Origin of the sequence: Bradyrhizobium sp. AZCC 1678, from assembly GCF_036924765.1 — a bacterium.
Classification (GTDB): domain Bacteria; phylum Pseudomonadota; class Alphaproteobacteria; order Rhizobiales; family Xanthobacteraceae; genus Bradyrhizobium; species Bradyrhizobium algeriense.
In genome coordinates this window covers 3,170,068-3,191,308 of record NZ_JAZHSE010000001.1, presented here as the reverse complement: position 1 = coordinate 3,191,308, position 21,241 = coordinate 3,170,068, and the positions used below count along the sequence as shown (strand labels likewise).

Genomic DNA, 21,241 nt, shown 5'->3' with positions numbered 1-21,241 from the left:
GGTTAGTCGTCTCACATATGCCCGACTTCATCCGGCACGTCGTAAAACGTCGGGTGCCGATAGATTTTCGATTCCGCCGGTTCGAACATCATGCCCTTCTCGGACGGATCGGACGCAGTGATCGCATTCGAGGGCACCACCCAGATCGAGAGGCCCTCGCCGCGGCGGGTATAGATGTCGCGCGCGGCCTGCAGCGCCAGGGTCGCGTCGGTCGCGTGCAGCGATCCGACATGCTTGTGCGCCAGCCCGTTGCGGCTGCGGATGAAGACCTCCCAGAGCGGAATGTTCGGCGTTGCCATCGCGGGTCTCCCTACTCTGCAGCCTGCAAGGCGGCGCGCTGCCGGCGCTTCTCGGCATAGGCCATCGCCGCCTCGCGCACCCAGGCACCATCCTCATGCGCCTTCCGCCGCGCCGCGAGGCGATCGCGGTTGCAGGGACCGTTGCCGGCCAGCACCTGCTTGAACTCTTCCCAATCGATCGCGCTGTATTCCCAGTTGCCCGCTTCGTTCTGTTTCATGCCGGGATCTGGAATCGTAAGTCCCAGGAACTGCGCCTGCGGCACGGTCGCATCGACGAATTTCTGGCGCAGCTCGTCGTTGGAGAAGCGCTTGATCTTCCACTTGGTCGAGGTGTCCGAGTGCTGGCTGGCCTGGTCGGGCGGACCGAACATCATCAGCACCGGCCACCACCAGCGGTTCAGCGCGTCCTGCGCCATCGCTTTCTGTTCGTCGGTGCCGCGGCACAGCATCAGCATGATCTCAAAGCCCTGGCGCTGATGGAAGGACTCCTCCTTGCAGACGCGGATCATCGCGCGCGCATAGGGACCATAGGAGCAGCGGCACAGCGGGATCTGGTTCATGATCGCCGCGCCGTCGACCAGCCAGCCGATCGTGCCGATGTCGGCCCAGGTCAGCGTCGGATAGTTGAATATCGAGGAATACTTTGCTTTGCCGGCCAGCATCAGGTCGACCAGTTCTTCGCGTGAAGTGCCGAGCGTTTCGGCGGCGGCGTAGAGATAGAGCCCGTGGCCGCATTCGTCCTGCACCTTGGCGAGCAATGCGGCCTTGCGGCGCAGCGACGGCGCACGGGTGATCCAGTTGCCTTCGGGCAGCATGCCGACGATTTCGGAATGCGCGTGCTGGGAAATCTGCCGCGTCAGCGTCTTGCGGTAGGCCGCCGGCATCCAGTCGTTGGGCTCGATGCGTTCGTCGGCGTCGATACGCGCCTGAAACTGCGCGGCCCGCGCGGCGTCCTCAATGTGGCGGTCTTCGCCCTCGGACGAATTGAGCGCCTGCGTATACATGGCGGACCTCCCTGATATCGTTGGGAGGAAATATATAACATAAATTTAGATGCGCAATATATTTCTGTAACATATTTACGGATCGCCGAAACGCCTCGAAAGTTCCGCGACGGGCTTTGGCAAAGGCCCATTTTCGTTGGTCGCATGGCGGTCAAGCCATTGTTCCGACGCGGGAAGTAGCGCGCGATAGATTTCGCCGCAGAGCGCGCGGGCCGCCCTGCCCGGCCAGTCCGCCGGCAGCAACGCCATCGGCAGCAAGGGATCGCGCAGCACGACGCGGCGGTAATGGTGGATCAGGAGAATCCGCGCGGTGAAGGCGTCGGCCTTCGTCAGCCGCTCGCCGCTGACGATCCAGCCGTGCAGCGGCTCGAAGGTTTTCATGAACTTCTGATAGGCGTCGGCGGTGCGATGCAGCGGCCAGCTTTCGCTGAGCAAGCGCCGCCCGCTGTCGTCTTCGGCGGAGACTTCGAGGCGGATGGCGCCCGAGGCTTCCTCCGGCACCGGCACGCCCGAAGGCGCAACCCACACGCCTGGCAGCGGACTGCCAAAACCCGCATTCTTCAGCGCCTCGCGCGAGGCGTCGCGGTCTTCGCCATTGCCGATCAGCAGCAGTTCAAAGCGCCCGGTCCAGTCAGAAGCCGGCGGGCCGTAGATGTGTTTCGTTGCGATATCAAAAGTTTGCCGCCCACTCTGCACCAGACGGTAGAAGCTGTTGCGGCCGACTTTATTGCGTTCGAACCAGCCGTCGGCGGTCAGCCGGGACATCGCGGTGCGCACGACGCTGGCGTCGATGTCGAGCTGTTCGAAGAATTCGAGCAACGTGCCGAGCCAGACCGAGCCGCCGCGCGGCACGATGGCATCGCCGAACACGGTGATGACGATCGAACCGGTGCGCGACGGTTCTCGCTTCAATTGCTGGATGATGCGGGCAAGCGGTGGCGGCATGCGTCAAGGCATACCGCGTTTTTTGGATTTGCGACAACGGTGGCTGCCTCTCCCTCTCCCCGTTCTTCACGGGGAGAGGGTTGGGGTGAGGGGCTGCCTCCGCAAATTCGATAGACGTGAGTACGCGGAGAGCGCCCCTTACCCGGATCGATCTGACGATGCGATCCGACCTCTCCCCGCAAGAGCGGGGCGAGGTAAGATAACCGCGCCAGTCAGCGATGCGGATCCGGATAAACCACGCTGCGCCAGCCGCTTCGATCGAACGGCGACCATTCACCTTCCGCCTGCGCCAGGCGATCGGCCACCGCATAGACGACGGCGGGGTGATGGCCCATGCCGCAATGGCTGCTCTCGACCTCGATGCTCTCTGATGTCGCTGACGTCTTTTCCATGCAGCCCTGCCAGGCGCAGATGCCATCGGTGCGGCTGAAGATCGCGGTGGTCGGCACCGGCGGCGTCCCCGACAGCGCGCCGCCAAAACGCGAATCCTCTTCGTCGGCGCGTCGGCCGCTTGCCATCTCATAAACGCGCCAGGCGTTGGTCGCCTTCGGTCCCGCGGCAAACGGGCTGCCGAGCGTGATCACGGAGCGCACGCGCTCCGGCATCATCTTGGCGAGCTGGCGTGCGTAGAGACCGCCGAGGCTCCAGCCGACCAGCGAGACCTTGCGGCCATGGGTGTCGTTCAACTCGTGCACCAGATCGACCATCGCGTTCTGCACACCGTGGCGCAGCCCGAGATTGCGGCCCTGGCGCCAGCCGCTGACCGCGTAGCCGCGGCTCTTCAGGAAGCTGCGCAGCGGACGCGTGGAAGTGTCTGATGCAACAAGCCCGGGCAAAACCAGCACCGGATGACCATCGCCTCGTGGGGCGAGGCTGAGCAGCGGCAGCGCGCCGAGAAAAGCGCCCAGTTCTGAAATAGCTCGCCCCTCCAGAAACATCAGCGTTCTGGACGGCGGCGAAAGCGTCTGTGTAGCAACGGACATTATGTCTCCTCTCGGGCGGGCCCCTTACGTCTCGGCAGCCACGCCACTGGTTCAGTTAGACGCAACGCAGTAGAATCGTTCGCAACGCAACATTGTTCCATAAAAAGCTAAGGAACCGGTTTTGCCGTTGCAAGCGGGGCAGATCACAGTCGGGACAACTAAAAGCGTTGACGTGATCAATTAGTCACAGCAGCCGCAGCAGGTATTCGAGGGTGTAGAGCGCCAGCCCTGCAAGCCCGCCAATCAGCGAGCCGTTGAAACGGATGTATTGCAGGTCGCGGCCGATGTTGATTTCGATCAGCGAGATCAACTGCCCCATGTCCCAGGATTTCACCTGATCCGAGATGAAGGTCGAAACGCCGCTCTTCTGTTCGGCGACGACGGTGCGCATCACCGCAACGAGCCCCTGATTGATTTCGGTGCGCAACTCGGCGTCGCCGGCCAGCGCCTCGCCCGCTTTCACGAACATGCGCACCAGATATTGCTCCAGCACCTGCGTCTCGCCCGACGCGCTGCGTTCAAAGAAGGTGCGCACATTCTCCCAGATATGACGCGCCAGGCTGGTCAGTTCGGGCCGCGCCAAGAGATCGCGCTTCAGGCCGGCGATGCGTTCGGCGTAAGCCGGATCGCTACCGAGGCGGTCGACGAAGGTCAGCACCATACGGTCGAACTCGCCGCGAAACGGATGTTGGGGATCGTTGCGGACTTCCTCGAAGAACGCGGTCGCCGAGGCTACGATCTTGTTCACCAGAAACTTGTCGGCGCGATAGAGTTTTAAAAGCGTCGGCAATTCGGCGCGGATCTTCTCGCGGATCATCGCCATGGTCTCGGCCTGCGTCATCATCTGATGCACGCCGCGAAGGAGATCGTCGAGCAGACCCTGATGCCGCCCCTCCTTCACGAATGCGCGCAGCGTACCAGCAGCAAGCGGCGCGAGATCGATCGCCATCAGTTGCGCGGTGATGCGGCGGCTGACGAAAGTCATCAGCCCGGAATTCTCCGTCGCAGCTACCGCTTCGGGCAACAGCCGCAGCGCAAAGCGCGCGAGATCCTCGCTGCGCTTGCGGTCGCGCAGCCAGTCCGCGATGAACGAGCCGAAATCGATCTGCCGCAGTTTTGCTTCGACCGGGGCAGATTCGAGGAAATGCACCTCGATGAATTCACCGAGCTTGTCGGCGATGCGCTGCTGGTTGCTCTGGATGATCGCGGTGTGCGGGATCGGCAATCCCAAGGGTCTTTTGAACAGCGCCACCACGGCGTACCAGTCGGCGAGGCCGCCGATGGTGGCGGCCTCGGCAAAGGCCGCGATAAAGCCGAACACCGGATGCACCGGCAGCAACGCCTTCGCGCCGAGGAAAATCGCAAACGTCGCCGCCAGCACCCCCGTCGCCAGCAACTTCACACGCCGCAACTCGGCGGCGCGGGCGGCGTCGCCGGGAGTGTCGATGCCGAAGGTGGCGGGAAGCGTCATGATTTGGAGTCTACCGCGATGCCCCACTGCCGTCATGGCCGGGCTTGTCCCGGCCATCCACGTCTTGATCAACCCAAGCAAGAAAGACGTGGATGCCCGGGTCAATCTAGCGCGAAGACGCGCTTCGCGCTTCTGCCCGGGCATGACGTGGAGAGGACAAAAAGAAGGCCCGCCAAAAGCGGGCCTTCGAAAATGCAGTTGTCAGGCGGATCGCGATCAGGCGGTCTTGGAATAGACCTTGGCGAAGTTGTCCTGCGCGTTCTTGGCACCCTCGGTGACGAGCTTGCCGAGATATTCGGTGCTGGCCTTCGCCCGCGAGACGAGCACTTCGCCACGCGCACGGACCAGGTCCGACTGGATCTGGGCGGCTTCGCTCAGCGACTTGGCCGACGCGAGCTTGTCGATGCCGGCGAAGAACGCTTCCGCGTCCTGATAGAACGCCTGCTGGATGTTGCGGCTGATCTTGGCGGCCTCGGAAACCGAACCGGCAACGGCGGTCTCGATCGCAGCGGTCGCCTTCTCCGAACCTGCGTAAAAGTCGGCAGCGCGCTCCTTGGCGGTCTCGGCCTGCTTCTTCACGAACTCACGGGCAGCTTCCGGAACTTCCAGGTTCTGAAGCTTGGTGAACGCCTCGGTGACGGGCGCGAAGGCTTCCTTGACGGTGTTCAGCACGGAATTGGTTTCGGTGGTCATTGGGGTCTCTCCATCCTCAGGTTTGAGCTATGGGCTCACCCCGTCCGGATTGGCCCGGGGCGAGATCGTTGTGCCATAGTTAATGGTGCGCCGCAATATCAATGTTGCAGCGCGATATCACGAATCCGTGAAAAGCCCGATGCGTGAGCGTTCTGCTCAGAGAACCGGCAAAAGTCATACTTTTGGCTAATGCCGGTCCGAGCCCCGTCTACTTTGCATGGGGTTGTTTTCGCTATTTTGTCTCGGCTCCGCGATGTAGCGCCCTGGAGCCGTCTCTAGTGCTGGACCGCCCCCGGCAACCCGTAGGCTTCCATCTGTGCCCGAACCTGCGCCACATTGTGCCCGAGCACGACGATGTCGTGCTTCTTGCCGTCGACGTCCCGGACGTGGTCCCGCAGCAGGGCCTCGGCCTTGAAGCCAAGGCTTTCGAACAGCGTGATCGCCGCCTGCTGGTCGACCGTCATCTGTACCGACAGCTTTTCCAGGCCGGCGCCCAGGGCCAGCGCAAAGGTCTCCTGGGACAGCGCCCGGCCGACGCCCTGCCCGCGGACATCCTGCGACACCACCATCCGGATCTCGCCGACATGGGGCGACCAGGAATGCGGGTCGCGCACCAGCGTGCCGCAGCCGACCACCGTCCCACCCTTCACTGCCAGCAGGCTCGTGATGGCGCCGCGTTCGATCTCGTTGACCCAGGCCGACAGCACTTTGGGTTGACTGATATTGCGCGGCAGGAACAGCAGATCGTGTGTCGGGAGCTTTTGCGCGAAGGCCAGCACGGCGGCTTCGTCGCTGCGCGCCATCATGCGGAATTCAATGTCGCCGGCGTCGGTCTTGACGTGGCGCGGATAGGAACGTGTTTCGCTCATGTTGATCTCTTACCTAGCCAGGAGTCCAGTTTCGGCCACAGCCGCTTGATCGCATTGGCGCCGGCGACAAGGCTGACGTGACCGCCCTTCAGCATCACCTCTTCCTTGTCCGTGGAGCCGACCTTGGTGATCAGGTGTTTTGCCGCGTCATAGGGCACGATGTGATCGTGTTCGGCCACCGCATGCAGGATCGGCACCTTGATCTTTGAAATATCCGCCGCGCGTCCGCCGACCGTCATGGTGTCGTTGTAGAGCTTGTTGTCCCACATCAGGTCCTTGGTAATGGCGCGAAAGTACTCGCCGGCCAGCGGCAAGGTGTCCGTGCCCCAGCGATCCATCATCCGGTAGGCTTTGACGTATTCGTCGTTCCAGATGTTCTCCCACAACTGCACCTGGCTGACGGTGCGCGAGGCCGGCCGCAACATTTCGAACGAGGACAGGATCATTTCCGGCGGCACGTTGCCGACGCTGTCGACCAGCTTGTCGACATCGAAATAGCGTCGATCAGAAAAATTCTGGAACAGCTTCATCTCGCGGAAATCGATCGGCGTGGTGAAGCAGATCAGGTTCTTCATCGGCCCGTCGTTGAAGATCGAGCCGTACAACAGCGACAGTACGCCACCGAAGCAATAGCCGATCACGTTGACATCATGCTCGCCGGAATCCTGCTGCACGCGGCGGACGCAATCCGGGATGAAGTCGAGGACGTAGTCCTCCATCCGCAGGGATTTTTCCTCCGGCTTCGGCGCGGTCCAGTCCAGCATGTAGACGTCGTAGCCGCGCTTCAACAGAAACTCGATAAAGCTCTGGCCCGGCACCAGGTCGAGGATGTAGCCGCGGTTGGTGGTCGCCATCACGATCAGGATCGGAATGCGATAGATTTCGTCCGCGACCGGCCGATAGTGATAGAGGTTCATGGTGCCGCGGACGGCGAGAATGTCCTTTGGCGTCGAGCCGAGCGATGGACCGGACGAGGAAAAATATTCGACGCCCTTGATGCTGCGCTGGATCGCGCGCTGCACCTCGGACTGGACCCGCTCCGAGATCGACGCCAGATCGAGAGCCGCCGGAGCGTTCATTTCTGCTCTCCCTCCGATGGCGGACGCTTGGTGCGCGGCGGCCGCGGCGTGCCAAGGCCGCCGTCCTGCGCCAGCGAGTTATGATGCACCTGATGCAGCATCGCCTTGATCTCGTTGAGCTGGCCTTCGATCGACTGCAGCCGTTCGGCCATGCCGACCATCTGCGCCCGGCTCGGCAGGTTCATCGCCAGCAGGTATTTCTCCATCAGCTCGCCGAGCTGCTTCTGCGCGCCCGCCGACACGCCGCCGACCTGGTTCATCGCCTTGGAGAACTCAGGCGAGGCCATCGCCTGGTTGGCGAAGGAGTTGAACCCCTTCTCCATCTCCCCGAGCATGGTCTGCCAGATCGCGGCAGGATCGTTGCCTTTGTCGGCCATAGACGCCCTCTCCCTAAAAGGTTACGAGCGCTTGCCACGCTTCGCTTCTGTTGAGCCATACCACACCGTTGCGGCGGGCCGGTCAACCGGACGATGGGCGTCCGCGACAGGTCTTCTGCGGTGCGGGAAACCGTGCCATACAGTTTATCCGTCAAGGTACCACCCGAGGGAAAGACACAGCGATGCTCGCTCATCAGCCGCCACAGATCGCTCGCGCCAACGGCATCGATATCTGCTACGAAATTTTTGGCGATCCGGCCGCGGAACCGCTGTTGCTGATCATGGGGCTCGGCGCCCAGATGATCCATTGGGACGACGAGTTCTGCCGCCAGCTCGCCGCGCGCGGCTTTCGCGTCATCCGCTTCGACAATCGCGACATCGGCAAATCCTCGCATCTTTCCGGCGGCAAGCGCCTGACCCCGTTCGAGCTGCTCAAGCTGCGGTTCCTGAAGATCCCGGTCGCCTCGACCTACAAATTGATCGACATGGCGAAGGACACGGTCGGCCTGATCGATGTACTCGGCATCCAATCGGCACACCTCGTCGGAGCATCGATGGGCGGCATGATCGCCCAGGAAGTCGCGCTGTCGTTTCCGCAGCGGGTGCGTTCGCTGACCTCGATCATGTCGACCACCGGCAACCCGAAAGTGCCGCCGCCGACGCGCGAAGCCGCCGCCGTGCTGATGGCGCCGCCACCGACATCAAAGGAGGAATATTTCGCGCGGTTCGCCAAGACCTGGAAAGTGCTGCGCGTCGGCTCGTTCCCGGAAGACGAAGCGCTCGACCCCTCACGCGCCGCGCGCACCTATGAGCGCGGTCTCAATCCGGCCGGCGTCGGACGCCAATTGCGCGCCGTGCTGGCCTCCGGCAGCCGCAAGGAACGGCTGGGTCAGGTGAAGGTGCCGACGCTGGTCATCCACGGCACCGTCGATCCCCTGGTACGCCCCGAAGGCGGCAAGGACACGGCGGCGTCGATCCCTGGCGCAACGCTGCTGATGATCGAAGGCATGGGTCACGCGCTGCCGATCCCGATGTGGCCGCAGATCATCGGCGCGATCGACGAGCACGCGCGTCGCGCGGCAGCGAAGGCGGCGTAGCTCCGCGTAGCCCGGATGGAGCGCAGCGCAATCCGGGAAACTCTATCAGCTCGCGCCTGGCCCGGATTACGCGAAGCCTGTCATCGGGCGCGCATTCGCGCGACCCGTTGGCTCCATCCGGGCTACGCTTTATTGGCAATCCAGATGACGTGGCGCGCGCCGCCGCCTCTGCCAGTGGCGCGGATATTGACTTCGTTGACGTCGAAGCCTGCACCACGAAGGCGCTTTGCGAATGCCGGATTGGGCCCGGACGACCAGACCGCCAGCACGCCCCCCGGCCGCAACGCCGCGCGCGCCGCATCCAACCCGGACGGACTATAGAGCGCATCATTGGCCTTGCGGGTCAGCCCCTCCGGGCCGTTGTCGACGTCAAGCAGAATGGCGTCGAATTTCAAACGGTGCGAGCCGATGATTTCGGTGACGTCGGATTCCCGAATGCTCACGCGCGGATCATTCAGGCTGTCGCCAAAAATTTCCGCCATCGGACCTCGCGCCCAGGCGACGACCGCGGGCACCAGTTCGGCCACCACGATCTGCGCTTTGTTTCCGAGCACGGCGAGCGCCGCGCGCAGGGTGAAGCCCATGCCGAGGCCGCCGATGAGCACATGCGGCTTTGCAATCTTTTCGATCTTCTTCGCCGCGAGCGTCGCCAGCGCCGCCTCCGAGCCCGAGAGTCGACTGTTCATCAGCTCGTTGGTGCCGAGCATGATGGAGAACTCCTTGCCGCGCCGCTTCAGGCGGAGTTCGTCGTCGGTGCCGGGGATGCGCGCGGTGTCTATCTTTTCCCAGGGAATCATGCCGGAGCTTGTAGCATGATTGCACGATGTCGCGGCCAGCGATGAACCGTAGGGTGGGCAAAGCAAAGCGTGCCCACCATTGACGCCGGCGATTTCGGAGAGATGGTGGGCACGCTGCGCCTTGCCCACCCCATGAAGAAGCTACCCGCCGGCCCACACATCCAGCACGTAACGGTTCTTGGTGCCGAGATCGTCGATCCAGCGCAGGCCGGCTTCGGCGTCGTCGCCGGACTTTTCGCGATAGATCGCAACCAGCGCGGCCTTGACGTCCGGCTCCATCTTGCTTCCGTCGCCGCAGACATAGACGATCGCGCCCTGCTCGATCAGGCTCCAGACGCGATCCTTTTGCGCCGCGACCTGATGCTGCACATAGGTTTTGGGCCCGTCGGCGCGCGAGAACGCGGTGTGCAACTCTGTGATGCCGTCGGCGGCAAAGGCCTTCAATTCATCCGCATAGAGAAAGTCCTGTTCGGGATGCCGGCAGCCGAAGAACAGCATCGCCGGCCCCAACTTGGCGCCTTGCGCCTTGCGGTGCGCGCGCTCCTGCAGGAAGCCGCGGAATGGCGCAAGCCCTGTACCCGGGCCGATCATGATCATGGGCACGGAAGCATCGTCGGGCAAGCGGAAGCCTGCCTTGGTCTCGCGCACAGTGGCATGCACGCTGTCGCCGACGCGGCGGCCGGAGACATAGTTCGAGCAGACGCCCTTGTAGACGCCGCGCCCCGAACTGGCGGGCGCTTCCACGACGCCGACGGTGACACTGCAGCGCGCCGGGTCGACCGAGGGCGACGACGAGATCGAATAATAGCGCGGCGCCAGCAGCGACAGCATTTCCAGATAGGCGTGGAACGGCAATTCGCAGGCCGGATGTTCCTCCAGCAGATCGAACACCGATTTGCGCCGGGCCAGCACGTCCGAGCGGTAGCGCTCCGCAGACGCGTCATCGTCGCCGATATAGGCGAGCAGTTTTGGCTTGGTGACGGGACACCGCGTGTGTTCCGTCATGATCTGGATCTGCTTGCGGGTCGCGATCTGCTGCAGCTCGACGAATTCGGTCAGCAATCGCCCGACCGACACGGCATCGCCCACCGGCAATTGCGCGCGGCGGCCTTCCGCCACCTGCAGCCGGATCTGGTCGGCCGGCAGGAAGCCGAAGCGGCGCGCGACGGAATCGACCAGCGCGGGGTCGTTGCGCGGAATGACGCTGAGATGGTCGCCGACGCGATAGGTGATGCCGGGCGGCAATTGCACCTCGACATGACGGGTCGACCGGTCGGAACCATTGGCGCCCGTCTTGTTTTGCAGCTCGGAATTGACCAGCACCTTCATCGGCGCGACGCCACCCTGCGTAACGAGCGCGTTCACGGCCGAGGGCGCCACCGGTTCGATCGAATAAAGCGGCGCGTCGTCGGCGCTGCGGGCGAAACTGGAATCGACGCCCAACTCCTTCATCGCCGCGGGCGCTGCTTTCGCGAACCATTTCTCGAACTGGCCGTCGAGGTCGCTGCGGGCGTCGCCTTCGCCGCGAGCAAACAGGCTGCGCGCGCCATGCGCCGCCAACTGCTCGTCGATCATCCGCGGCACGGATTGATAGGTCGCCGCCCAGTCGCTGTTGCCGCAACCGAACACGGCGTAACGCACCTTGGCGAGCGCATCCTTCGGCAGGCCGCTGTCCAGCCACTTGACGAACTGCGTGGCGTTATCAGGCGCTGCGCCGTTGTAGGAAGCGCAGAAGATCAGCAGTCCGCCCTCTTCCGGCAGCTTGCCGACATAATCGTCGAGCGCGCCGAGCTTGGTCGCAAAGCCGTTGACCTCGGCGAGGTCAGCCACCCGCGTCGCCAGTTCTTCCGCGGTGCCGAGGTTGGAGCCGTAGAGCACCAATAGCGGCGTGTTGTGTCCGGGACGAGCGCGTGCCTGCGGCGCCGCCGCGTTCGAGGCGGCCGCGGCCACCGCCGCGCGGCCGGCGAAGGCGCCGCGATCCTTGTCGGCGCGCGGCCGCACCTTGATCTTGAAGCCGTCGGGCTTGATCGTCAGCGTTTCCTTCAGGTGCATCTGGTAGCGGTGGGTGTCGATCAGCTTGAAGCGCTGCAGGATCATGCCGATGGCGAGCGCCGCCTCATGCATCGCAAAGCCGCGGCCGATGCAGGCACGCTGGCCGTTGCCGAACGGCTTCCAGGCATTGACCGGGCGCTTGGCCTCAGCCTCGCGGCTGAAATTTTCGGGATCGAACGCGTCCGGGTTCGGACCCCAGACGCTGGGATCGCGGTGCAGCGCCATCACCAGGACGGTGACGAAGGTGTTCTTCCTCAGTTTGTATTTGCCGCCGATGGTTTCATCGTTCAGCGGCGCGATGCCATAGGCCGGCGCCGGCGGCCACAGCCGCAGTGCTTCCTTCAAGATCTGCGTGATGTAGGTGAGCTGCGTGACCTGCTGATAGGTCGGCTTCGCATCGATATCCGGACCGAGCACCCGGTCGACTTCCTCGTAGGCCTTCTTGAGCACTTCCGGGTGCTTGAGCAGCGCATAGATCGTGCACGACAGAAGTCCGCTGGTAGTCTCGTGGCCCGCGATCAGGAATGTGTTGATCTGGTAACGGATGTTGACGTCGTCGAGCTGCTCGCCGGTGACACGGTCGACGCCGGTCATCATGGCGCCAAGCATGTCCTTCTTGGCATCAGTGGCTTCCGCATTGCCGCGGCGCTCGGCAATGATCTCGTCGACCATCTTGTTCATGAAGAGGACGTCCTGGGCGAGCGTCTTGCGCCGCTTCTGCAGCCACAGGCCTTCCAGCGGCAGGCCGCGGGTCATCATGATGGTCTCGAGCGATCGCACCAGCGATTCCACGAACGGGTGATAGTCGCGGCGGTAGAACGAATTGAAGCGGTAGTCGAAGCCGCACAGCCCGATCGTATCGAGCGTCAGCGCCGTCATGTCGTGGACGACGTCGATCTCCTCGTCGCCGTTGAGCCGCTCCCATTTCTTCACGAGCTGCTCGGCGATATCGACCATGCTCGGATGATAGGACGTCATCGCGCGGTTGCCGAACGGCTGCAGCAGGATGTTGTGCGCCTTGCTCCAGTTCGGCTCACTGGTGTCGGCGGTAAACAACCCGTCGCCGCCGACAGCGCGGACCCGGCGCAACGAACCGCGCACCGCCTTGTCGAAGCGCTTCTCATCCGAGAGCTCGTCGATCAGATCATGGCCGCCGACAATGACGAGCGGCGCCCCCATCATGTCCAGCCAGAAGATCGGCCCCAGCTCCTTGGTGAGCCGCACCAGATGCTGCACCGGCGCGTTGGGGTCCAGCGACAGCATGTTGCCGACGACGGGCTTCTTCGGCGGATGCGGGATCGGGTTTAGTTTATTGCTGGCCGCCATTTTCGAAGTGTCTCCCTGCCTAACCTCCTGACGCTGTCATTCCGGGGCGATGCACCCGGAATCTCGAGATTCCGGGTCTGCGCTGCGCGCATCCCGGAATGACGGCGCGAAACGCTATGCTCGCTATGACAACGTCATCCTACCCAAATCTTTTTCTACGCCATTCGATCAGCTTGGCGCTGACCTCATCCGGCTTTTCCTGCTGCGTCCAATGGCCGCTGTCGCGCACGAGATATTTTTCCAGATCGGGAATTAGCTTCTCCATGCCGTCGGCGGCCGATGGCGGCAGCACGTGATCGTTTTCGGCCATGATCATCAGCGACGGTACCCGCACGGTGTGGTCAAGCCACTCCGAACGCTGCCAGTTGCGCGACATATTGCGGTACCAATTGATGCCGCCGGTGAACCCGGTTTTAGTGAAGGTATCGACGAATACCTTCTTTTCCTCCGGGCTCAGGATCGGCGTGCGCGGATCATGTTTGGCGTCGTAGCCGGCGATCATTTGCGGAAACGCCAGGTTGAGCCTGGGCGAGGCGCCAACACCGGCGACCGGCTGGTCTGCGGGCGCGGTGTCGCTGCGTGGCACCGGCTTGCGCATGAAGGCATCAAAGGTCTGCTCGACCCGGCTGCCGAATATTCGATCGGGTTCGCGCGCCGGGTCCTGAAACTGCACGATATACATCTGGTCGCCGAAGCGCATGCGGAACAGTTCGATGGGATCCGCCGGCGCGCGGTCCATGTGAGGGGTATTGACGCCGACGACGCCCGCGGTGCGATCGAGATGCCTCAGCGGCATCTGCCAGACGATGAAGCCGCCCCAGTCGTGACCGACGAAGATCGCGTTGCGGATCTCGAGATGGTCGAGCAGCCCGACAAGATCGTCGGTCAGGTGCTCTATGTCGTAGTCTTCGACCGGCTCGGGCCGGTCGGTCGCGCCGTAGCCGCGCTGGTCCGGCGCAATCACGCGGATGCCGGCCTCGCTCAGGGCCTTGATCTGGTGACGCCACGAGAACGCGATTTCCGGCCAGCCGTGGCAGAGGATGAGCGGCGGCGTGTCGGACTTCGGTCCCGCCTCGTAATAGCCCATGCGAATACCGTTCACCTGGGCGAACTGCAGCGGCGGCATTTCAATCATCGCCAGACCCTATTCAGCCGCGCGGGTCATGCTCGGCGGCGGTGCGAACGCCTCCTCCAGCGCTTCAAATTCGACCGGCAGCATGTCGCACATGACCTGGACATGGGGAATGATGTTGGCGCCGGCGATGAAGCCGAAATCGAGTTGGTCGCGGTAGCTCTGCACGGTGATGTTGAGCGCGATCCCGTGCGTCGCGATCGATACCGGGAAGATGTGCAGCAATTCCGCGCCCGCTGCATAAAGCGTCTGCCGCGGCCCCGGTACGTTGGACACGGTGATGTTGGCCGATGGCGGCAACACGTTCGACAGGTCCGAGCGGCTGTAGAGCAGCGCCATAATCTGCACCAGGATTGGCGCACCAAGCATCGAGACGTTGGAGACTTGCGGCATGAAGGCCCGCAACGGATGCGACATCTCCTTGGACTTGGTGGATTGCGCGATGATCGCCTCCAGCCGTTCCTTCGGGTCCTCGATATTGGTGGCGATCGAGCAGATCATGCCGAACACCTGGTTATTGGCCTCGGTGTTGCCCTCCTCGCGCAGCGAGATCGGCACAGCTGCGGTCATCGACTTGGCCGGCAAGGCGCCCCGCTCCAACAGATAGCGGCGGACCACACCCGAAGACAGCGCCAGCACCACATCGTTGAGCTTGCCGCCGGATTGCTTGGCGACCGCCTTGGCCCGCGACAGCGAGATCGAGGTGCCGGCAAAACTGCGCTCCGACGAAATCGCCTTGTTCAAAATAGTCGACGGCGAAACCATGCTGGCGATGCTGTCGCGCGACTTCGGATCGGAGATCTTGCCGACCACGTCGGAGACGCTCTTGAGCATCGCCGGAATGCTGCCGGCGAATTTCACCGCGCTCTCGATCTGGAACATGGCGTTGTCGAACAGGATCGATCCGAGATCGCTCTTGCCCGAGCGCGGCAGGTCGAGGGTCTTCGGCGTCGATGAGCCGTCGAAGGGCTGGCGCCAGAGTTGCTGGTAGGAATCGATCAGGTTGGCGGCGATGTCGCGCGGCTCGTTGCCGCCCTTGGCCTGCGGGATCGGTTGCTCGACCACGCGCGGCACCGGGGTGACATCGTAGATCATGTTGGTCAGCGCCGCGCCCGCGCCGCCGTCGATGCAGGCGTGATGCATCTTGGAATAAAGCCCGATCTCGTTGTCCTTCATGCCCTCGAAGACATAGAACTCCCAGAGCGGCCGGGCGCGGTTGAGCAGCTTGGCATGCATCCAGCCCACGATGCGCTCGAGCGTCGCGCGGTCATACGGCGCCGGCAGGCTGCCGCGGAAGATGTGACGGTCGATATCGAACTGGTCGTCCTCGACCCATGACGGATGATCGATGTCGAGCGGGGCCTTTTCCAGACGGGCTTTGAGGATCGGCGCGATGTGCAGCCGCGAGGCGATCATCGCCTTGAAGTCCTCGAAGAAGTTGCCGTTGTAGTTCTCCGGTAGGCGGAAGATCGCCATGCTCCCGACATGCATCGGCATCTCGGGCGTTTCCAGATACAGAAACGACGCGTCCATCGAAGACAGTTTCTTGGCGTCCGCCATATTTTCCTCCCGCAGTAGAAAACGCGGCGCCTTGGCGGCGCTTCTGGCGTCTAGAATGTCTTTGTTATTGGAGCATATCCGAAAACCTCTCACCATCCTGCATCAATTGCCGGGCGGGACCTTTCGGGATCATGCCCTTGGCTCAGGGCGTTGGCTCAGGATTGTGCATTTTCAGGTGGGCCGTAGGCAATGGCAAATGGCCCTGATCGGTCAAAATGCTTAAACTCCCCCTCGGACTGCGCCAGACGGTCGGCCACCGCCCATAATGCTGCGGGGTTGACGCCGAGCCCGATATGGCTGGCGAAGTACACCTCGATGTTTTCGGCGGTCTCAGAAGGACGCAGCAGGCTGGTGTGCCAGTTCACGATGCCGTCGGTACGGGAATAGATCGAGGTCGCCGGCACCGGCAGGTCACCGGCGATCGCCTGGCGGATTTCCAGATTATCGTCGACGGCCTCCCCCGACAGCGCCTCGTAGAGCCGCGTGGCATTGGTGGCCCTGATGTCATTGGCAAACGGACTGCCGAGCGTGATCACGGCGCGCACCATGTCCGGCATCTGCAGGGCGAGATCGCGCGCATAGACGCCGCCGAGACTCCAGCCGATCAGGCTGACCTTGCGGCCGGTCTGGTCGTGAATGCGCCGCAGAAGATCGCGCAACGCAACGCGCTTGGAAGCGACGCCGCCGAGATTGCGACCCATGTTCCACGCATGGGTGTCGTAGCCGAGTTCTTTCAGGTAGCGCCGCATCGGCGCCATCGACAGATCGCTGGCGAGAAAGCCCGGCAGCGCCAGCACCGGATGCCCGTCGCCCTTCGGCGCGCGCAACAATAACGGCGACAGCAAGAGGCTCGAATTCAATTCGAACAGGCCCCTCACCTCGGCCAGCATCAGAAAGAGGCTCGGCGGCTGTAGCCGTTGCTCGCCCGTCGCTACGCCGCCTTCCGCGATGGCCACTGTTACTTGTCCTTCTTGCCCATGCCGCCGAGGCCGGCCATGGTCACGAACATATCCTGGAACCGCTCGGCGATTTTGGGATCGAACGTGAACCAGCTCTGGATCAGCGATTCCGGCGAAACCTTTTCGATATTGGCCATCACCTGCTGCTGCATCTTGTCCATCACGGCGTTCTGCATCGGCGAGACGTCGGGCAACCCGAAGAACTGTCTGGCCTCCAGCGGTGTGCAATCGATTTCGACGTTAACTTTCATGACCGCTCCTTTTGCTGGCTTGTGACAGTATCGCCACGATGGCCCGCGTCGCGCAAGGACAAGACCTCGCCTCCACCCCCGTCAATCGTCCGGTATGGTCAACCAAAACGTTCGACGGCAAAAGGCCGGGCGTCGGCAAACGGGGTCTCGCCGGTCATCATTTCGGCCAGCAGGCGGCCGGTTGCGGGTCCGAGCGTCAGGCCGTGGTGCTGGTGGCCGAAATCGAACCATAGCCCGCTATGGCGGGGGGCCTTGCCGATCACCGGCAACATATCGGGCAAACAGGGGCGCGCGCCCTTCCACGGCGCGGCGTCAACCGGCTCTCCCAGCGGGAACAGCCCGTGCGCCCGCGGCAGGGCCCGCTCGACCTGGACCGGCGTCGGCGGCGCGTCGCGGTGGGCAAACTCGGCGCCGGTGGTCAGGCGAATGCCGCGGTTCATCGGTGCCAGCAGATAGCCGAGATCGGTGTCCAGCACGGGGTGATTCAAAACCGCATTGCCGCGCGGCTTGAGGTGCAAATGGTAACCACGCTTGACCTGAAGCGGGATCGAATAGCCAAGCGGCGCAAAAATCTGATCAGACCACGGCCCCATCGCCACGACGACGTCGCGCGCGGTGATCGTGCCTTCCAGCGTCGCCACCCGCCACCGTCCGCCGGATTGTTCGAGCGTTCGTGCGTCGCCGACAAGGTATCGCCCGCCCTTGCGGCCGAACAGCGCCGAATAGGCTTTGGCCAGGCCGCCGGGATCCGGCACGAAGCCCGGCGCCGGAAAATGGATTGCGCCGCTGAAATCGCCGGTCAGATGCGGCTCGCGCGCCATAATCGCCGCCGTGTCCAGGATCTCGCCCTCGACCCCATACTGCCTGGCACGCTCCAGATCTCCCACCGCGCCCGCAAGCGTCGCCTCGGAGCGAAACAGCTTGATCCAGCCGGTCCGCCGCAACAGTTCCGGCACATTGGCTTCCGCGATCAGCGCTTCATGCTCGATCAGGCTGCGCTGGATCAGCGGCAGCTCGGCCATCGCACTGTGCAGTGCACGCTCCGGTGATGAGGCGAGGAAATACCGTGTCAGCCACGGCAGGAAAGCCGGCAAATCCCTGAAGTGGTACCGCACCTGCGGCGCACGCAGGAACGCGTAGCGCAGGATCTGGCCGAGATCACGCGGAAACATGTAAGGAAAGACCGAGGCGCATTCGATCAATCCGCCATTGCCGTGACTGGTTTCCTCGCCGGCAACCTCGTGCCGGTCGATCAGAACCACGTTCCGGCCGCGCTTCTGCAGGTGCAAGGCGGCGCTCACGCCGACCATGCCCGCACCCAGGACGAGTACGTCGGCCTTCAGTTCCGCCATCCAGGCACTCCGAAAGTTCAATGTAACGTGCTTGCGCGCACGGCTTATGGTGAAACTAGTCAATACTGCACCGCCGCGCAAACCGGCACGCGGTGCGGGATAATGATGCTTGCGCGGTGGCTGGACTCTGGCAACATGGCTCGGCAATATCAGCCGCCAGTCGCGGAAATGGCTGATCAAAGCGGGGAAATCGAACAGATGTCGGTACGTCGGAGTTTGTTTGCAGCGGCCACGGCTTCAATCATCGCGCTCACAATGGCGCCGGCATCGGCCCAGACCCTGCGCTACGCCAACCAGGGCGACCTCAAATCGCTCGACCCCTACACGCTGAACGAGAGCACGACCCACGCGCATCTCGGACACGTCTTCGAAGGCCTGGTGGCCCGCGACAGGGATTTGAAAATCATCCCCGCTTTGGCGGAGAGCTGGGAAACGCCGGAGCCGACCCGCTGGCGGTTCCATTTGCGCAAGGACGTAAAATTCCAGAACGGCGACCCCTTCACCGCCGATGATGTGGTTTTCTCGGCGGATCGCGTCCGCAAAAAAGGCTCGAACCTGCAGACCCGCATTCCCACCGACGCCAAGGTCGTCAAGGTCGACGACTACACGGTGGACTTCGTCCTGACCTCGCCAAATCCCATTCTCAACTCGCAATGGGATACCTGGTACATCATGAGCAAGAAATGGGCCGAGGCGAACAATTCGGTCGACCCGACGCCGGCCGCGGCAACGACGCCGAGCTTTGCCTCGCTCAACGCCAACGGCACCGGTCCTTTCACCGTCGAGAGCCATCAGCCCGGCGTCAAGACCGTCTACAAGGCCAACCCGAACTGGTGGCGCAAGCCCGAACATAACCTCAAGGAAATCATCTTCACCCCGATCGGCTCGGACGCCACACGCGTGGCCGCCCTGCTCTCGGGCGAAGTCGACGTCATCGAGCCGGTTCCGATCCAGGATATTTCGCGAGTGGATTCCAGCGCCAACGCCCAGGTGCTGAAGGGACCGGAACTTCGCACCATCTTCCTCGGCATGGATCAGGTACGCGACGAGCTGCTCTATTCCAACGTCAAGGGCAAGAACCCGTTCAAGGATGTCAAGGTGCGTGAGGCCTTCTTCAAGGCCGTCGATATCGAACTGATCAAGACTCGCGTCATGCGCGGCCTGTCGACACCCTCGGCGCTGATGATCGCGCCGCAATTGTTCAAGCTGTCCGGTGACTTCACGCGACCGAAACTTGATCCCGACGGCGCCAAGAAGCTTCTGACCGAAGCTGGTTATCCCGATGGCTTCGAAGTCACGATGGACTGCCCGAATGACCGCTACGTCAACGACGCCGGGATCTGTCAGGCGGTCGTCGGCATGCTGGCCCGCATCGGCGTCAAGGTAACTCTGCTGGCACAGCCCAAGGCGCAGTATTTCGCCAAGGTGCTGAAGCCCGGCGGCTACCAGACCTCGTTCTACCTGCTCGGCTGGACACCCGGCACGCTCGACTCCCACAACGTCCTGTTCGACATCATGGGCTGCCGTGACGATCCGAAATCCAGCCGCGGCGAGGCCAACCTCGGCGGCTACTGCAACAAGAAGCTCGACGAACTCACCGACAAGGTGCTCCAGGAGTCCGACATGACCAAACGCGATCTCCTGATCAAGCAAGCGTACGAAATCGGCGCCAAGGACTTTGGATATATCCCGCTGCACCAGCAGGCGCTGGCGTGGGGCGTATCGAAGAAAGTGAAGCTGAGCCAGCGCGCCGACAACCAGGTCCTGCTCTACTGGGCGACCAAACAGGACTAGCCAGGCGTCAACAACAGGTCCCGGCGGCTTGGCGGCTTCCGGGACTTTTCTTTTCGAGGCGACCGCGACGTCCGCCGCCGCACCTAGAGCATGATCCGGAAAAGTGGGTACCGGTTTTCCGAAAAGATCATGCTCAAACAATAAGATGATCGACGAGCATGATTCAACTCAGTTGAAGCATGCTCTAGAGAGCAGTGAAAGGAATCCATGCTCGCTTTCACTCTTCGCCGTGCTATCCAGGCCATCGGCGTCATGATCGCGGTCGGCGTCATCGCGTTCTCGATGTTCCGCTTTGCCGGCGACCCGGTCAACCAGATCGTCTCATTGGATACGCCGGCGGCCGAGCGCGAGGCGGTGCGCAAGTCGCTCGGCCTCGACGATCCCGTGCCGGTGCAGTTCGCCCGCTACTTCGCCAATGCCGCGCAATTCAAGTTCGGCGTCTCCTACCAATTCCGCCAGCCGGTTTCGAACCTGCTGATGGAGCGGATGCCGGCGACGCTGGAACTGGCCGCCTGCGCCACCGTTTTCGCCATGGTGTTCGGGATCCTGATGGGGGTCTATTCGGCGCTGCGGCGTGACACCATTCTCACAAAATTTTTCCAGGCGGTGTCACTGATCGGAATCTCGCTGCCGACCTTCCTGATCGGCATTCTCCTGATCTATCTGTTCTCGGTGACGCTGGGCTGGCTGCCCTCGTTCGGGCGCGGCGACGTGGTGCGGATCGGCTGGTGGACGACAGGCCTGCTGACCTTTTCCGGCCTCAAGGCGCTGATCATGCCATCGGTTACGCTGGGGCTGTTCCAGATGACCCTGATCATGCGGCTGGTGCGCGCCGAAATGCTCGAGGTGCTCCGCACCGATTACATCCGCTTCGCCCGCGCCCGCGGCCTGACGACACGCGCCATCCATTTCGGCCACGCGCTGAAGAACACGCTGGTTCCCGTCATCACTGTGGCAGGGCTGCAGTTTGGCTCGGTAATTGCATTTGCCATTATTACCGAAACCGTCTTTCAGTGGCCGGGTATGGGATTGTTGTTCGTGCAGGCCGTGCAAAACGTCGATATCCCGATTATGGCCGCTTATCTGCTGATGGTGTCGCTGATCTTCGTCACTATCAATCTGGTGGTCGACATCCTCTACACCATCGTCGATCCGCGCCTGCGCTCGACCATCAGCCGTCCGGCCTAAAGCGAGACATAAG

General features: G+C 62.8%; 19 protein-coding genes. 3 read left to right on the top strand and 16 right to left on the bottom strand.

The features are described from left to right. Positions 1-11 precede the first annotated feature (11 nt). The 9 genes from paaB to V1294_RS15090 form a co-directional block, all read right to left on the bottom strand. Positions 12-299, bottom strand: a complete 288-nt coding sequence (gene paaB / locus V1294_RS15130; RefSeq protein WP_027539035.1) for a 1,2-phenylacetyl-CoA epoxidase subunit PaaB — start codon at positions 297-299, stop codon at positions 12-14. A gap of 11 nt (positions 300-310) precedes the next feature. Beyond that, a complete protein-coding gene (paaA, locus tag V1294_RS15125) occupies positions 311-1,303 on the bottom strand; it encodes a 1,2-phenylacetyl-CoA epoxidase subunit PaaA (RefSeq protein ID WP_334498190.1) in 993 nt (330 codons plus the stop codon). Between the two features lie 75 nt (positions 1,304-1,378). Further along, positions 1,379-2,248, bottom strand: a complete 870-nt coding sequence (gene paaX / locus V1294_RS15120) for a phenylacetic acid degradation operon negative regulatory protein PaaX (protein WP_334482477.1) — start codon at positions 2,246-2,248, stop codon at positions 1,379-1,381. Positions 2,249-2,460: 212 nt separating this feature from the next. Further along, entirely contained in the window at positions 2,461-3,231 is a 771-nt protein-coding gene (locus V1294_RS15115; RefSeq protein WP_334498187.1) for an esterase/lipase family protein, read from the bottom strand. A gap of 184 nt (positions 3,232-3,415) precedes the next feature. After that, on the bottom strand, positions 3,416-4,702 hold the full coding sequence (locus V1294_RS15110; protein WP_334498185.1) for a DUF445 domain-containing protein: 1,287 nt from the start codon (positions 4,700-4,702) through the stop codon (positions 3,416-3,418). 216 nt (positions 4,703-4,918) lie between these two features. After that, positions 4,919-5,395 carry a phasin gene (locus V1294_RS15105; RefSeq protein WP_108521834.1) on the bottom strand — a complete coding sequence of 159 codons (477 nt, stop codon included), beginning with the start codon at positions 5,393-5,395 and terminating at the stop codon, positions 4,919-4,921. Positions 5,396-5,670: 275 nt separating this feature from the next. Further along, positions 5,671-6,264, bottom strand: a complete 594-nt coding sequence (locus V1294_RS15100; protein ID WP_334498182.1) for a GNAT family N-acetyltransferase — start codon at positions 6,262-6,264, stop codon at positions 5,671-5,673. Next, a complete protein-coding gene (locus V1294_RS15095; protein ID WP_334482490.1) occupies positions 6,261-7,343 on the bottom strand; it encodes an alpha/beta fold hydrolase in 1,083 nt (360 codons plus the stop codon). The genes V1294_RS15100 and V1294_RS15095 overlap by 4 nt, the downstream gene beginning before the upstream one ends. Next, positions 7,340-7,720, bottom strand: coding sequence for a hypothetical protein (locus V1294_RS15090; protein ID WP_334498179.1), 381 nt, complete (start codon positions 7,718-7,720; stop codon positions 7,340-7,342). Before V1294_RS15090 ends, V1294_RS15095 begins: the two co-directional genes overlap by 4 nt. Before the next feature lie 182 nt (positions 7,721-7,902). Between V1294_RS15090 and V1294_RS15085 the strand changes: the two genes are divergently transcribed. Continuing rightward, positions 7,903-8,817: an alpha/beta fold hydrolase gene (locus V1294_RS15085; RefSeq protein WP_334498176.1), complete on the top strand. Its 915-nt coding sequence runs from the start codon at positions 7,903-7,905 to the stop codon at positions 8,815-8,817. 122 nt (positions 8,818-8,939) lie between these two features. Here the strand turns inward: V1294_RS15085 and V1294_RS15080 are convergent, their stop codons facing one another. The 7 genes from V1294_RS15080 to V1294_RS15050 form a co-directional block, all read right to left on the bottom strand. Continuing rightward, entirely contained in the window at positions 8,940-9,614 is a 675-nt protein-coding gene (locus V1294_RS15080; protein WP_334504648.1) for a spermidine synthase, read from the bottom strand. A 141-nt stretch (positions 9,615-9,755) separates the two neighbouring features. Continuing rightward, positions 9,756-12,992 carry a bifunctional cytochrome P450/NADPH--P450 reductase gene (locus V1294_RS15075; RefSeq protein WP_334498174.1) on the bottom strand — a complete coding sequence of 1,079 codons (3,237 nt, stop codon included), beginning with the start codon at positions 12,990-12,992 and terminating at the stop codon, positions 9,756-9,758. Positions 12,993-13,131: 139 nt separating this feature from the next. Beyond that, entirely contained in the window at positions 13,132-14,127 is a 996-nt protein-coding gene (locus V1294_RS15070; RefSeq protein WP_334498172.1) for an alpha/beta fold hydrolase, read from the bottom strand. A gap of 9 nt (positions 14,128-14,136) precedes the next feature. Then, the gene (locus V1294_RS15065) at positions 14,137-15,684 is read right to left on the bottom strand and encodes a WS/DGAT/MGAT family O-acyltransferase (RefSeq protein WP_334482507.1); all 1,548 of its coding nucleotides are present in this window, start codon (positions 15,682-15,684) and stop codon (positions 14,137-14,139) included. Between the two features lie 155 nt (positions 15,685-15,839). Further along, positions 15,840-16,574: an esterase/lipase family protein gene (locus V1294_RS15060; protein WP_334504646.1), complete on the bottom strand. Its 735-nt coding sequence runs from the start codon at positions 16,572-16,574 to the stop codon at positions 15,840-15,842. Between the two features lie 68 nt (positions 16,575-16,642). Next, on the bottom strand, positions 16,643-16,894 hold the full coding sequence (locus V1294_RS15055; RefSeq protein WP_108521853.1) for a DUF6489 family protein: 252 nt from the start codon (positions 16,892-16,894) through the stop codon (positions 16,643-16,645). A gap of 98 nt (positions 16,895-16,992) precedes the next feature. Then, on the bottom strand, positions 16,993-18,246 hold the full coding sequence (locus tag V1294_RS15050) for an NAD(P)/FAD-dependent oxidoreductase (protein WP_334498170.1): 1,254 nt from the start codon (positions 18,244-18,246) through the stop codon (positions 16,993-16,995). 198 nt (positions 18,247-18,444) lie between these two features. On the opposite strand from V1294_RS15050, the gene V1294_RS15045 reads away from it, so the two are divergent. Together V1294_RS15045 and V1294_RS15040 are read left to right on the top strand one after the other, a co-directional pair. Continuing rightward, entirely contained in the window at positions 18,445-20,040 is a 1,596-nt protein-coding gene (locus V1294_RS15045) for an ABC transporter substrate-binding protein (RefSeq protein WP_334498168.1), read from the top strand. A gap of 207 nt (positions 20,041-20,247) precedes the next feature. Next, positions 20,248-21,228, top strand: a complete 981-nt coding sequence (locus V1294_RS15040; RefSeq protein WP_108521857.1) for an ABC transporter permease — start codon at positions 20,248-20,250, stop codon at positions 21,226-21,228. Positions 21,229-21,241 lie beyond the last annotated feature (13 nt).